Raw genomic sequence first — 13,936 nt, forward strand, 5'->3', positions numbered from 1 at the left:
TCCTGTCTTTAACGGTCGCGATTTTGGCCTTGGTTGGAAAAATTGATCGAAAACCAGCAGGAATCGGATAAATTGACCGTTATGGTGAAACTAGAAGACAAAGACCGCCGGATTCTGACCTTGCTGCAGCAGGACAGCCGGATTTCAAACGCTGATCTCGCTGAGGCAGTGGGTATGTCGGCCTCGGCCCTTTGGCGGCGGGTGCGCGCGCTGGAGGAGGCCGGGGTGATCGAGCGTTACGGAGCCGTCGTGGACCCGGACGCAATGGGACTGGGGTTCGAGGCGATTGTGCATGTGCACCTGACGCGGCACGACCCGGACAAGATCGTGGATTTCATTCGTGCGGTTGAAGCCAGTTCGGAAGTGCAGGAATGCTATGCCACCACCGGACAGGCGGATTACCATTTGCGGGTGCTGTGCCGTGATCTGGCTGGTTACAATGACTTTCTTGAGGCGTTTCTGTTCCGTCTGCCTGCGGTCGCCAGTGCACATACGAACGTCGTGCTGCGCACGATCAAGCGGAACCGGCCCGTCAGCGGCTGAGGGTCAGGTTGCGAATGCGGCCCAGGCCCAGGCCATCGCGATATAGGTCAGATTGTGCATCAGTTGATCCAGTCCGGCTGCCCGCCAGAACTCGGGCTGGCTGGGCTGCAGCTTTTTGCGGTCGGAATAATGTGCCTTGGCAAAATCGATGTGGAAATGAACAATCCACTCGAGTGCCGCGATGATCAGGATGAACTCGACCGGGGCGCGAAACAGGGCGAAAATGATGATCGAGCCCACCACATGCACGGCAGCATGTTGGGCGCGTCCCAAATGAGCATAAGTGCTACGCCCCGATAACATCTTGGGCGTCTGCAAAAAATAGTCGGCAAACATATGTTTGATCTGCAAAAGGCAGAGCAACAGCAATACTGTGCCTATGGTGGCAGGCAAATGAATCCTCCCGATATCGTCCTGAATCGGAGATTAGGGGGTAAATCCGCATCGCGCAAATGAACTTGTTCACATAGGGCAAAAATCGCGCAATTCGGAAATTCATTTGCGTCGCGGGTTGCGATTGCGGTAGATTCAGTTGGACGTATTCAGGCCAAATTCAAGGGCTTGGCGGGCGTATCAGTCACCGGGGGCGGGTTCCATAGAGCGGACGATTTTTCGGTTCATCTGGAAATATTCAAAACGCGATCAGCTGATCCTGCTGGCCGTGACCTCGACGCTGTTTCCCTTGCTGTATCTGACGCTGGAACTGCCCAAGCGGATTATCAATGACGCGATCGGTGCATCGAGCCAGATTGTTACCGTCTGGGGATTCAGTCTGCAGCAGACGACGTTTCTGATGATCCTGTGCTTCGCCTTTCTGGCGGCGGTGCTGGCGCATGGTCTGATGAAAATGCGCATCAACACCATGAAAGGCGTGCTGAGCGAACGGATGCTGCGTCGGTTCCGGTATCAGTTGATCAGCCGCGCGCTGCGCTTTCCGCAGCCCTATTTCGAACGGGTCAGCCAGGGTGAGCTGGTCTCGATGGTGACCGCCGAAAGCGAGCCTATGGGTGGCCTGATGGGCGATGCGATCAGCCAGCCGGTGCTGCAGGCGGGGCAGATGATCACCATCCTGTCGTTCCTGTTTCTGCAGAGCTTCTGGTTCGGTCTGGCCGCCGTTGCCCTGATCCCGTTGCAGGCGTGGCTGATCCCCAAGTTGCAGCGGCAGATCAACCTGCTGAACAAGAAGCGCATTCAAGAGGTGCGCGTGCTGGCCGCGCAGATCGGCGAGAATGCTGCCGGGGCTTCGACCTTGCGGGCCAATGGCGGTTGGCGGTATCGGCGCGCAATGATCTCGGATCAACTGGGGCGTTTGTTCGGGATCCGGTTCGAGATCTACCAGAAAAAGTTCTTTATGAAGTTCATCAACAACTTCATTTCGCAACTGACGCCGTTCATGTTCTATCTGGTCGGCGGTCTGCTGGTGCTGCAGGGCTCGGTCTCGCTTGGGGCGCTTGTGGCCGCGCTGGCGGCGTACAAGGATCTGAGTTCGCCGTGGAAAGAGTTGCTGACCTACTACAACCAGACGCAGGACATGTCGCTGCGTTGGGATGTGGTGGTCGAACGTTTTGCGCCCTCTGGAATGCAGGATGAGGCCCTGTTCGAGGGGGAGCCCGAAACCCGCCCGCGGCTGAGCGGGGATATTGTGCTGAATCAGGTCTCGGTGCGTGACATAGACGGTAATCAGATTCTGGACGATCTGGACCTGACCTTTCCGGCCGGAAAAACCATCGGCATCGCCGCGCCCAGCGAGGAAGATCGCCGCGCCGTGGCCGAGTTGCTGACCCGTGAAATCCTGCCCAGTTCCGGCAGCGTTCAGATTGGCGATCAGAATCTGGCCGGGTTGCATCAGGCGGTTGTTGCGGCGCGGATCGGCTATGCCACATCCCGGCCCGTCATGTTCCAGGGTTCGCTGGGTGACAATGTTATGATGCCGATGCGGTTCAAGCCGGTATCGGACCCTGCCGAGACGCCGGATTTCGCCGAAACTCTGCGCGCGGGCAACAGTAGTGATCCGTTCAAGGCCGATTGGCTGGACCCATCGCTGGCCGATCTGCAAAGCCCGGCGGATTTGCGCGACTGGTGGCTGAAGCTGATCGACGGGATGGGATCTGGGGCGGCGCTGTTTCAGCGCGGGGCGGATCAGGTTTTTGATCCAGGCAGTCACGCAAAGCTGGCGCAAAAGCTGATTGAACTGCGCCCGGTTGTGCAACAGGCTGTGCGTCGCGCTGAACTGGATCATCAGGCGCTGATATTTGATCGCGATGTCTATAATCCCGCGCTGCCGGTGCTGGAGAACCTGTTGTTCGCGACCCCCTGCGTGACCGTAACGCAAGAGTTGCTGGCCCAGCAGACAGTATTTCTTGGTCAATTGCGTGAGTTGGGTCTGGACGAGACCCTGATCGGCCTGACGCGAGATGTGATCGACATGCTGCGGCAGATCTTTGGATTGGATGGCACTGACCATCCCTTGTTCCGCAAGCTGGGGCTGCAGGCGCAGACCTATGAGGCGGCGGTGGAACTGGTCGAGCGTACCCGGCAGGAGGGCGGCTCGGGGCTGGATGACGAACAGTTGGCCAATCTTCTGGCGGTGCCTTTTGTCATCTCGGCAGAACAGATTGGTCCGGCTTTCACTGACGAGTTGAAGAACCGTATCCTGGAGTTGCGCGCCAGCCATTCGGACCGGCTGATGGCGCATCTGGGGGATGTGTTCGTGCCGTTGGATGCAGACCAGTTTGCGCCGGGTCTGACGGTGATGGAGAACGCGCTGTTCGGCAAGGTCAGCCAGATTGGCGGCGCGCGTTCGGACGAGGTGCGTAAGCTGATCGTGGATGTGCTGGCCGAAAACGGTGCGCGCCCGATGGTGGTGGAACTGATCTATGACGTGCCGGTGGCGCTGGGCGGTCAGAACCTGCCTGCGGTCTTTGCCGAACCGCTGGCCTTTACCCGGGCGACCATCAAGAAACCGGACATTCTGATCCTGGAAAATGCGCTGGCCAGCTATGATATGGAAACGCAGGTCGCCGTGTATAAGAACCTGCGGCAGCTATTGCCGGACGCCACGGTGATTTACCTCAACGACCAGTTCCAGAACCCAGATGTGTTCGACATGTATGTCGAAATCCGGCAAGGTCGGGTTGTGACCGATGATGGACCATCCGACGTGGAAGAGGACAGCGCGTCCTCGGCCGATCTGGCGCGCAAGCTGCGGGCGTTGGAGCAGACGCCGTTGTTTTCCGGGCTGGACCGCCGCCAACTGCGCCTGCTGGCCTTTGGTGCGCGCTGGTTCCAGGCTTTGGCGGGAGAGGTCATTTTCCTGAAAGACGACCAGCCGACCGATGGTGCCTATGTGCTGCTTGAAGGCGAGGCGGGGCTGTATCTGCCGCAGCCCGACGGGCCGGACAAACTGATTTTGGCGGTTGGTCCCGGTGCGCTGGTTGGTGAATTGGGCCTGATCCGCAAGGAACCACGCGCGCTGAGCATGGTGGCCGAGACCGATTTGTCCTGCCTGCGCATCGGGGAAGAGGAATTTCTGGCCGTGGTCGAAAACGACGCCGCAACCGCGTTCAAACTGTTGCAGGTGATCGCGGGGTATGTATCCAACTAAGCCGACCCGTCGCCCGGGTCGCAGAACATCGCATAAAGCAGTTCGATCACCCGGGCCACCTTTCCATCGTGCAGGGCATAATAGATCACCTTGCCGTCACGGCGTGTAGTTACCAGATCTTCTTCGCGCAGGCGGGCCAGCATCTGGCTGACAGCGGCCTGTCGCATCCCGAGCAATTGCTCAAGCTCGCCCACGGATCGTTCGCCCGCGTGCAGATGACACAGGATCATCAGCCGCCCTTCATGAGCCAGCGCCTTGAGAAACGCGGTTGCGTTGGCGGCGCTTTCGGTCATGTCGACCGGGGTGGTCGGCGGCAGAGAAGCAGGGCCGGGGGCTTGGGTCGTCACGGGCAGGTCCGGTTGGCAGAGTGGGGTGGGGTCCAATATGCCTTAACGCTGGCGTGGTTGTCACCCCTCGGTTGCAGGGGCGCCGCCCTGAAACGCGTTTCCGTTGACATAGTCGCAGGGGTCTTCCTGCATTTGCAGATGCAGACCGTCGCCTGTGTAGGGATGTGCGCGGGCCAGAGCTTCGTCCACCTCAATCCCGAGGCCGGGTGCGGTTGGCGGGGTCACGAACCCGTTTTCAACGCGAATGGTGCCTTTGATCAGCTGGTCATGAAATGAGGTTTCAATGCTTTCCAGCAGCAGTAGGTTCGGGATCGAGGCGGCCAGATGGATGTTGGCCGCCCATTCGACCGGTCCGGCATAAAGATGTGGGGCCATCTGAGCGTTGAAGACCTCGGCCATAGCGGCGACCTTTTTCATTTCCCATATGCCACCGGCGCGGCCCAGCGCAGGTTGCAGGATTTCGGCGGCCCCGGCACGCAGGACCGCGCCGAATTCGGCCTTGGTGGTCAGCCGCTCACCGGTGGCGACCGGGATGCGGACGTTGCGGGCCACGCGGGCCATATCCTCGATCATGTCGGGGGGCGTGGGTTCCTCGAACCAGAGCGGGGAATAAGGTTCCAGAGCCTGCCCAAGACGGATCGCGCCTGCGGTGTTGAACTGACCATGGGTGCCGAACAGCAGGTCGGCCTTGTCGCCCACGGCCTCGCGGATGGCTTTGCAGAAGGCAACCGACATGGAAATATCCGACATCGCAGGCATGTGCCCGCCCCGGATCGTATAGGGGCCTGCGGGGTCGAATTTGACTGCGGTATAGCCACGCGCGACCACCTGCGCCGCGCTTTCACCGGCCTGTTCGGGCGACGTCCAGAAGTCGGTCAGGTTATGCTGTGGCAGGGGGTAGAGGTAGGTATAGGCGCGGATGCGGTCATTCATGCGCCCGCCCAGCAGCGCATGGATCGGGCGGTTGCGATCCTTGCCCAGAATGTCCCAGCAGGCGATTTCCAGCCCGGAAAACGCGCCCATCACGGTCAGGTCGGGGCGCTGTGTGAACCCGCTGGAATAGGCGCGGCGGAACATCAACTCGATATTTTCGGGATTTTCCCCGGCCATGTGCCGGTCGAACACATCGCGGATCACATGCTGCATGGCGTCCGGCCCGACGGAGGAGGCATAGCATTCGCCCCAGCCGGTGATGCCGGTATCCGTTGTCACCTTGACCAGTATCCAGTACCGCCCACCCCAACCCGGCGCGGGTGGGGCGGTGACGATGATGTCGAGGTTCTGCAGTTTCATCGGCACTCCTTTCGGCGGGTCAGCCCCGGTCAAACATGATCACGTTGCGCTTGGCCGAGCCGGTTTTGGTATCCTCGATTGCTTCGTTGATCTGATCCAGCGACCAGCGGCCCGAGATCAGCTCGTCGAGTTTCAGACGTCCCTGTTCGTAAAGGTCGATCATCCACGGGATGTCGCGCTGAATGACCACATCGCCCATTTTGGACCCGATCAGCCCTTGGGCCACGGCGGCGAGGATCACGGGCTCATAACTGGATTGCGCGCCGGAATGGGGCATTCCGATCATCACCGCCTTGCCGCCCCGCCCCAGATAACGCGGGGCCTGATCATAGGCCGGGATCGCGCCGACGGTGATCAGCACGGCGTCAGCGCCGCGCCCTCCCATCGCTTTGTAGGCGGCTTTCCACGGCTGTTCGAGGGTTCCCAACACGCCGTGCGTCGCGCCGAATTCCCTGGCGATTTCCAATTTCTCTTCCGTCATGTCGACGGCCACGATGCGGCGTGCGCCGGCGATGCGGGCGCCTTGTATGGCGTTGAGGCCAACGCCACCGGCGCCGATCACAACAACATCCTGTCCGGGTCGCACATTGGCGGCGTTGATCGCTGCGCCGACCCCGGTGATGACGCCGCAGGACAGAAGGCTTGCGATATCCTTGGGCATGGTCTGCGGGATTTTTACGATCTGGCGGTGGCTGACCACGACCTTCTCGGCAAAGGCCCCGCAGGCCATCGCCTGTTCCAGCGGTCCACCGTCTGCGGTGCGCAAGGGCCCTTTGACGGTGTCATAGGGGGTTTCGCAGATCGTCGGTTTGCCGCCCGCGCAAGAGGGGCAACTGCCGCAGGCGCGGATCAGGGTGACGACGACCGGATCGCCGATTTTGAAATCACCTACGCCGTCCCCGGTTGCTGTGATGACACCTGCGGCCTCGTGCCCATAGACGGCGGGCAGGAACCCGCCCCAGGCACCGCTGGCGTAGGAAATGTCTGAATGGCAGATTGCTACGGCATCCAGCGTCACCTCAACCTCGCCCATGGCAGGCGGCGCAAGCAGGACATCTTCGATGACCAGTGGTTCGTCAAAAGCGCGACATACGGCGGCTTTGATGGTTTGCATGTCTGTCCCCGTTCCCGTTTCAGGTCACGGTGGACTGTCAGGGTGCGGCCCGCAAGGCGGTTTCCGTCAAAGAGATGTCGTTTTACGCAGCGTAGCGCGCGGGGCGCGCAGAAAAAGCGCCAGCCCCGCGAACATCAGGATCAACGCCAGCAGGAAAGGTGCGCCGGGCAGATAGAACAGCGCGTTCGGGCTGATGAATTCGGCAAACACGCTGGTCATGACAAGTGGCGAAATGATCATCGACAGGGCGTGCAGCGCGGCGAGTACGCCCTGCAACTCTCCCTGTTGCGAATCCGGTGTGGCCTTGGACATCATCGCCTGAAGCGCGGGCGTCACCACCGCACCCAGCGCCGTGACGGGGATCAGCATGAGGGCAATGAACCCGTTGGTCAGAAACGCCAGCAGGGCGAAGCTGAGGATTTCAAAGCCCATGCCCCAGATGATCGTTGTACGCTCACCTAAATACCGCGTGGCGGGGCGGATTAGCCCGCCCTGAACGGCGGCCATGCCGATGCCGTAAACGGCCAGCGACAGGCCGATCATCTGTGGCGACCAGCCGAAGCGTTCCAGCGTGAAATAGGACCAGATGGCCGGGTAGACGTAGATCGAGACTGAGTAGAGGAAATAAACCCATAGCAATGGGCGGATGCCGGGCAGGGCGGCGATGGCGCGCAGCGAGCCTGCCGGGTTTGCGCGCCGCCAGTTGAAGGCGCGCCGGGTTTTGTCGGTCACGGTTTCCGGCATGACCAGAAGGCCGACGATGAACCCCAGCGCCGATAGTCCGGCCGCGGCCCAGAAGGGTGCGCGTGTGCCGAATTCGCTCAGCAACCCGCCCATCAAGGGGCCAAGGACGAAGCCAACCCCGAACGCGGCCCCCAGCAGGCCGAAATTCGCTGCCTTTTCATGGGGTTTCGAGACATCTGCCATGAAAGCCGAGGCCGTCGAATGGGTGGCCGCCGTGATCCCGCCGACGATGCGGCCCGCAAGCAACAGCCAGATGCTGCCTGCAAGCGCCATCACAACATAGTCCAGCGCCATGACGAACAGCGACACCAGCAGGACAGTGCGGCGACCATAGGCGTCGGACAGGTTGCCCAGAACCGGGCCGAACAGGAACTGCATCGCGGCAAAGGCAGTGCTGAGCACGCCGCCCCAGATCGCGGCATCGGCCAGCGTGCCGCCCTGAACCTCGACGATCAGTTGCGGCATGATGGGTAGAACCAGACCGATGCCCATCGCGTCGATCATCACGGTTCCAAGCACAAAGAGAAAAGGCAGACGCATGGGGGTCCGAATTCAGGGTTTCGGACTGGACCTTATCGCCGGGGCAGGCGCGGGGAAAGAGGCCCAGGGCAGCCCGACGTCAAGTCACATGCGCCGCGCGGCACGGTCGATCAACTCGGCCAGTTCTTTGGGGTGCGAAAAGAAGGGCGAGTGCGAGCTGTCGACGGTCAGACGCAGCTCGGGCGCGGCACAGTGGCTCATCTGCTCTTGATATTCGGTGGGCACCGTCCGGTCGTCCAGCGTGCGGATATAGGCCTTGGGCATGGTCGCAAAGTTGTCGCCGGTCGGCAGGGGTGTATCCTGCGGGCGGATCGCTTGCGGGCACAGGCGGGCAAAGGCATAGGCCACGATGTCGGTGGGACAGTCGTGATAGAACAGCGGCTGCACCCGATCCGGCAGAACGCGGTAGGACAGCCCGTCGGCGGATTTTTCCACCGCGTCCGCGATCAGTTGGCGTGGCGCGCGTTTGCGCATCTCGATCATCGAAAGCCCGGATTGGGGGACATAGGCGCTGATGTAGATCAGGCCGCGCATGGCCTTGGGGTTTGCCTCTGCCGCGGCGCTGATCGGGTAGCCACCCCATGAATGCCCAACGATGATGGTGTTTGGGGTTGATGCTTCGAGAATCCTGTCGCGGCAGGTGTCCAGAGTGACCTCGGCGATGGGGGTCGGGTCTGATCCGTGGCTGGGCATGTCGATGGCGCGGGCGCTGTGGCCCAGGGCGGTCAGTTCGGGGATCAGGTCGCGCCAGCACCAGGCGCCGTGGCATGAACCGTGGACCAGCAGAAAATCTGTCACGGGCTGCTCCTTTCGATATGACCGGTCCGGGTCAGGAAATCAGCAAGGATGGCGGCGTATTGCTGTGGTTGTTCGACACAGGGCAGGTGCCCCGCCTTGCGGATCAGTTCAAACTGCGATCCCGGGATCAGGTCGATGGTTTCGCGCACCAGATCGGGCGGGGTCGAGCCGTCCTCGGCCCCGGCGATGCCAAGCGTCGGCAGACGCAGACCGCTGGTGGGCGTGTAGAAATCGGTGCCGGAAATGGCGGCGCAGCAGCCCAGATAGCCGTCGACCGGCTGCCGTGTCATCATGTTGCGCCACAGGGTCATGTCGGGCGTTGCGCGGAAAGCGCGGGAAAACCAGCGTTCCATCGTGGCATCGGCCAGCGCCTCAATCCCGCCGGCGCGGACGGCGGCGATGCGGTCCTGCCAGATGGCGGGCGTTGCGATCTTGGCTGCGGTGTTCGACAGGACCAGTGCGCGGATCTGGTCCATGCGTTTGACCGCCAGACCTTGCGCGATCATGCCGCCGATGGAGAGGCCGACAAAGACGCAGCCGCGCACGTTCAGATGATCCAGCAACTGTTCCGCATCGCGTACCAGCGCGCCCATGGAATAGGGCCCGGGCGGCCCCGACGACAACCCGTGGCCACGCTTGTCATAGCGGATGATGCGCAGCCCATTGGGCAGGTACGGCAGGATGGGATCCCAAAGGCGCAGGTCGGTGCCAAGCGAATTGGCCAGCACCAGCGGCGCACCGTTCGGATCACCGTCAATGCGATAGTGCAGTCTTACGTCGCCAAGCTGGGCGATATTCATCGGTCAATCCCTGTCCGTGGGCGAGCTATGCCTCTATTATACCGGACCTGTGGGGGTGTCAGGTAAGGAATTCCAACGCCTGCGCGAAAACCTGCGGGTCGGTGTTGCCGCCCGAGGCGACGACGATCACCGTATCGCCCTCGATCTCATCCTTGCGGAAGAGGGCCGAGGCCAGCGACACCGCACCGCCGGGTTCCAGAACGATCTTGAGGCGCAGAAAGGCCAGCGCCATGGCGTGCAGCGCCTCTTGTTCCGAGACCGACAGGCCGGGGCCGCAGAGCCGTTTTAGAATCGGGAAGGTGATATCTCCGGGTTGCGGTGTCAGGATGGCGTCGCAGATATTGCCCGAGGTGGCAGTGTTGCTTTGGATATGTCCTGTCAGTAGTGAGCGTTTGACGTCGTCGAACCCCTCGGGCTCGCACGGGCGAGGGCGCAGGCCGGGGGCGTGACCTTCCAGTGCCAGCGCAATGCCCGAGGTCAGCCCACCACCACCGCAGCAGATCAGCACATCGGCTTCGGTGATGCCCATGGCCTGCGTCTGACGGGCGAGTTCGAGCCCGACGGTGCCTTGCCCGGCAATGACCAGCGGTTCGTCATAGGGGCGGATCAGGGTCAGGCCGCGTTCGGCGGCTAAGGCCTCGCCAATCTCTTCGCGGCTTTCGTTGGCGCGGTCGTAAAGCACGACCTCAGCCCCCAAAGCGCGGGTGTTGTCGATCTTTAGCTGCGGCGCGTCCGAAGGCATCACGATGACCGAGGCGATCCCGTGTTGCGCCGCCGCGTAGGCCACGCCCTGCGCGTGATTGCCTGAGGAATAGGCGATCACACCGCGTTGGCGGGTCGCTGTGTCCAAAGCGGAAATGGTAGACCACGCGCCGCGAAACTTGAAGCTGCCAGTGTGTTGCAGGCATTCGGGCTTGATCAGAACCCGGCGCTCGGCGATTTCGTCCAGAAAGGGCGAAGACAGGATCGGGGTTTCGCGGGCGTGGCCCTTTAACCGTCCGGCAGCGGCTTCGATCATTTCCAATGTGCTCATGCGGCGTCCAGTATTTTGCGGATGACGGTTAGCGATTGTGGCTCGTTCAGAAAGGGGACATGGCCCCGGTCTGGCACCTCGGCCGAGATCAGGCCGGGGTGGTGGTCGTGCATCTCGTGCACCGTGGCGGCGCTGAGGAGGTCCGAGTTCTGGCCCCGGATCACGCCGGTTGGAATGGCGCGCAGGGCGTCGAACAGGGGCCACAGGTCCGGGGTTTCACCCGATGCTGCCTGCGCCAGAAGCGCGTCGTGCAGGGCGGGATCATAGCGCAGGGTCAGGCCGGTGGGCGTTTGGGCGTACTGAAATTCCGCCTGTTGTCGCCATATATCCAGCGGGACGCCGGGGAATTGAGGCTCCATGAAATGTTGCAGCGCGGTGGCGGCCTCGTCATAGGTGGTCGCGGTTGGAGCCTTGCCGACATAGTCCATGATCTTGACGATCCCGGCGGGCTCGATCACCGGGCCGACGTCGTTCAGGATGACACCTGCCAGACGATTGCCATGGCCCGCTGCCAGCGCCATAGCGACCAGACCGCCGCGCGAGGTGCCGAGAAGTGTCACCTTTTCCAGCGCTAGGTGATCCAGCAATTCGATCACGTCCTGCGCTTCGCGAAGGATGTTGTAGTTGGTGAAATCGGGGTCATGGTCCGATTGCCCGCGCCCGCGATAGTCCATTGTGATCAGGCGCAGATCAGTGGCGTGCGGGGCAAAGAACGAAAAATCGAGGCTGTTGCGGGTCAGACCGGCAAGGCAGAGCAGGGGCGTGCCGGCCCCTGTGTCCTCAAAAAATATCCGCAGGCCGTCGGAAGTTGTGAAAAACGCCATCAAAGCCCTGCCAAGGCTGGGATCGTGGTCAGGTCTGGCAGGACGTGCGCCGGTTTCCATGGCAGCCTGTCCATTGGTTCACCCGCGCGGTTGACCCATGCGGTGACAAAGCCATAGCCACTGGCCCCGGCAGCGTCCCATCCGTTAGAGCTGACGAACAGAACCTCGTCACGAGCGCAGCCGAACCGTGCTTGCACTAGATCATAGACGCGCGCATGGGGTTTGAAGACGCCAACGCTTTCGACCGACAGCACATCGTCCAGCACATCGCCAATGCCTGCTGATTGCACGGCACCGTCAAGCATTGGCGGCGACCCGTTCGACAAGATGGCCGTCTGCAACCCGCCTGCCTTGAGCGCGGCCAACATTTCGGGCACTTCCGCGTAGGCTTGCAGTTCCCAATAGAGGTCCAGCAGGCGCTGGCGCAGATTTTCGTCTCGATCCAGACCGACTGCCTCTAACGCCCAATCCAGACCATCTTGCGTCACGTCCCAGAAATCGCAGTGGGCGTCGGCCACGGCGCGCAGCCATGTGTATTGCAGCTGTTTCAGACGCCAGTGATTTGCCAGTTCGGGCCATTTATCCCGCAGGGCGTCGCGCCCCGGTTCAGCGGCAGCCTGACGGGCGGCGGCGGCGACATCGAATAGCGTGCCATAAGCGTCAAAGATACAGGTTGTGATGGCCATCTGTTCCTCCGCGGATTTGGGCGCAGGTTGGCACAACCGGATCGGGGGTTAAAGAGGTCAGGGTTTACAATGTCGTGTCAGACCCTAGGGTTGGCCGTTCATCCTTCTTGAGGCCGGAGGCCCCCAATGACCACGATCAAACAAGGCGACACGGTTCGCATCCACTACACCGGAACTTTGCTGGACGGCAAAGTCTTTGACAGTTCCGAGGGCCGCGATCCGCTGGAGTTTGCGGTGGGTTCGGGCCAGATCATTTCTGGTCTGGATACGGCGCTGCCGGGAATGGAGGTTGGTGAGAAGAAACGGGTCGAGGTGCCCTGTACCGAAGCCTATGGGCCGATCAACCCGGGCGCGCGGCAGCAAATCCCGCGCGAGGGGATCCCCGATGACATCCCCCTGGAACCCGGCACGCAGTTGCAGATGCAGACGCCGGACGGTCAGGCGCTGCCGGTCACGGTTGTCGAGGTCGATGAGGCGACGGTTACGCTGGATGCAAATCATCCGCTGGCCGGACAGGATCTGATCTTCGATATCGAGATCGTGTCGATCAACTAAAACAGTTAGTGAAACGGGCCGCGCTGAAACAGCGATTCAAAGGCTGATACGACCTCTGGCTGCGTGAAAAACAGGAACGCGGTCAGTAGGGCGATCAGGGTGACGAGCAACGCGCGTGCACGACCGCCACGCAGCCCGGATTTACGTTGAGAGGCGTCGAAGCGGCCATTGCTGGCTAGGATTTGGTCAACTTTGCTCATGCTGCAAACCCTGCCGGGAAAAGATGGTCAAATCTTGACCCCGGCAGGGAAAGAAATGGTCACATCGCTTCGGGTTGTGGCATTCCCAGAATGTGATAGCCGCCATCGACGCGAATGATCTCGCCCGAGGTATACATGCCTGCGTCCGAGGCCAGATAGACGGCGGTGCCGCCTACCGCCTCGAGCGTTGCGTTCGAGCGCATTGGCGCGTTCTGGTCGCAGAACTTGTAGGTCTTGCGCGCGCCACCGATGGCGGCCCCGGCCAGCGTTTTCATCGGACCGGGCGAGATTGCGTTCACGCGGATACCTTCGGGACCCAGATCGTTGGCCAGATAGCGCGTCGCCGATTCCAGCGCCGCCTTGGCCACGCCCATGACGTTGTAGTTCGGCACAACCTTGTTCGAACCCTGATAGGTCAGGGTCAGCAGCGTGCCGCCATTGTCCTGCATCAGCGGATAGGCGCGGCGCGCAACTTCGATGAAGGAATAGGCCGAGACATCCAGCGAGTGTTTGAAATTCGCGCGTGTGGTGTTCAGAAACCGCCCCGTCAGTTCGGATTTGTCCGAATAGGCGATGGCATGGACCACAAAGTCGATGGTCGGCCAGCGGGCACCAAGTTCGTCAAAGGCGCGATCCAGCGATTCGTCGTCTGTGACGTCCGCATCGACCATGAAATCGCTGCCCAGGCTCTGGGCCAGTGGTTCCAGCCGTTTGCCGAACGCTTCGCCCTGATAGGTGAAGGCCAGTTCCGCGCCTGCTTCGTGCATGGCCTTGGCAATGCCCCACGCGATCGAGCGGTCATTGGCCACGCCCATGATCAGGCCGCGTTTTCCCTTGAGAAGTTCCGACATCGTG

Annotated in this window: 15 protein-coding genes; 3 read left to right on the forward strand and 12 right to left on the reverse strand. The window is 61.5% G+C overall.

Features of this window, described 5'->3' with window-relative positions:
* Positions 1 to 81: 81 nt before the first annotated feature.
* Complete coding sequence (locus tag ACR0FG_RS09445; protein ID WP_480892370.1) at positions 82 to 543, forward strand: Lrp/AsnC family transcriptional regulator; 462 nt, start codon at positions 82 to 84, stop codon at positions 541 to 543.
* 3 nt (positions 544 to 546) lie between these two features.
* Here ACR0FG_RS09445 and ACR0FG_RS09450 read toward each other — a convergent pair whose 3' ends face one another.
* On the reverse strand, positions 547 to 936 hold the full coding sequence (locus ACR0FG_RS09450) for a DUF3307 domain-containing protein (RefSeq protein ID WP_170713150.1): 390 nt from the start codon (positions 934 to 936) through the stop codon (positions 547 to 549).
* Between the two features lie 214 nt (positions 937 to 1,150).
* Between ACR0FG_RS09450 and ACR0FG_RS09455 the strand changes: the two genes are divergently transcribed.
* On the forward strand, positions 1,151 to 4,147 hold the full coding sequence (locus tag ACR0FG_RS09455) for an ABC transporter transmembrane domain-containing protein (protein ID WP_480892605.1): 2,997 nt from the start codon (positions 1,151 to 1,153) through the stop codon (positions 4,145 to 4,147).
* On the opposite strand, the gene ACR0FG_RS09460 is transcribed toward ACR0FG_RS09455, so the two are convergent.
* The 9 genes from ACR0FG_RS09460 to ACR0FG_RS09500 all read right to left on the reverse strand — a co-directional run bounded on the left by ACR0FG_RS09460 (position 4,144) and on the right by ACR0FG_RS09500 (position 12,326).
* Entirely contained in the window at positions 4,144 to 4,440 is a 297-nt protein-coding gene (locus tag ACR0FG_RS09460; protein ID WP_480892607.1) for an ArsR/SmtB family transcription factor, read from the reverse strand. The two genes, ACR0FG_RS09455 and ACR0FG_RS09460, sit on opposite strands and share 4 nt — an antisense overlap.
* Before the next feature lie 114 nt (positions 4,441 to 4,554).
* The gene (locus tag ACR0FG_RS09465) at positions 4,555 to 5,787 is read right to left on the reverse strand and encodes a mandelate racemase/muconate lactonizing enzyme family protein (RefSeq protein WP_480892372.1); all 1,233 of its coding nucleotides are present in this window, start codon (positions 5,785 to 5,787) and stop codon (positions 4,555 to 4,557) included.
* Between the two features lie 19 nt (positions 5,788 to 5,806).
* Positions 5,807 to 6,901, reverse strand: coding sequence for a Zn-dependent alcohol dehydrogenase (locus ACR0FG_RS09470; RefSeq protein ID WP_480892373.1), 1,095 nt, complete (start codon positions 6,899 to 6,901; stop codon positions 5,807 to 5,809).
* 66 nt (positions 6,902 to 6,967) lie between these two features.
* A complete protein-coding gene (locus ACR0FG_RS09475; protein WP_480892375.1) occupies positions 6,968 to 8,185 on the reverse strand; it encodes a TCR/Tet family MFS transporter in 1,218 nt (405 codons plus the stop codon).
* Positions 8,186 to 8,269: 84 nt separating this feature from the next.
* Complete coding sequence (locus ACR0FG_RS09480) at positions 8,270 to 8,983, reverse strand: alpha/beta fold hydrolase (RefSeq protein ID WP_480892376.1); 714 nt, start codon at positions 8,981 to 8,983, stop codon at positions 8,270 to 8,272.
* Complete coding sequence (pcaD, locus tag ACR0FG_RS09485; protein WP_480892378.1) at positions 8,980 to 9,783, reverse strand: 3-oxoadipate enol-lactonase; 804 nt, start codon at positions 9,781 to 9,783, stop codon at positions 8,980 to 8,982. The genes ACR0FG_RS09480 and pcaD overlap by 4 nt, the downstream gene beginning before the upstream one ends.
* Before the next feature lie 58 nt (positions 9,784 to 9,841).
* A complete protein-coding gene (locus tag ACR0FG_RS09490; protein WP_480892379.1) occupies positions 9,842 to 10,816 on the reverse strand; it encodes a threonine ammonia-lyase in 975 nt (324 codons plus the stop codon).
* Positions 10,813 to 11,640 (reverse strand): alpha/beta fold hydrolase, encoded by an 828-nt coding sequence (locus ACR0FG_RS09495; RefSeq protein WP_480892381.1) that lies wholly within the window; start codon positions 11,638 to 11,640, stop codon positions 10,813 to 10,815. Before ACR0FG_RS09495 ends, ACR0FG_RS09490 begins: the two co-directional genes overlap by 4 nt.
* Entirely contained in the window at positions 11,640 to 12,326 is a 687-nt protein-coding gene (locus ACR0FG_RS09500) for a haloacid dehalogenase type II (RefSeq protein WP_480892382.1), read from the reverse strand. The genes ACR0FG_RS09495 and ACR0FG_RS09500 overlap by 1 nt, the downstream gene beginning before the upstream one ends.
* 126 nt (positions 12,327 to 12,452) lie before the next feature.
* Between ACR0FG_RS09500 and ACR0FG_RS09505 the strand changes: the two genes are divergently transcribed.
* Complete coding sequence (locus tag ACR0FG_RS09505; protein ID WP_480892385.1) at positions 12,453 to 12,881, forward strand: FKBP-type peptidyl-prolyl cis-trans isomerase; 429 nt, start codon at positions 12,453 to 12,455, stop codon at positions 12,879 to 12,881.
* 5 nt (positions 12,882 to 12,886) lie between these two features.
* Here the strand turns inward: ACR0FG_RS09505 and ACR0FG_RS09510 are convergent, their stop codons facing one another.
* Positions 12,887 to 13,081 (reverse strand): hypothetical protein, encoded by a 195-nt coding sequence (locus ACR0FG_RS09510; protein ID WP_480892387.1) that lies wholly within the window; start codon positions 13,079 to 13,081, stop codon positions 12,887 to 12,889.
* 59 nt (positions 13,082 to 13,140) lie between these two features.
* Positions 13,141 to 13,932 (reverse strand): enoyl-ACP reductase FabI, encoded by a 792-nt coding sequence (locus ACR0FG_RS09515; RefSeq protein ID WP_170713126.1) that lies wholly within the window; start codon positions 13,930 to 13,932, stop codon positions 13,141 to 13,143.
* Between the last annotated feature and the right edge of the window lie 4 nt (positions 13,933 to 13,936).

The sequence above is a fragment of the Ruegeria sp. E1 genome (genome assembly GCF_056534225.1).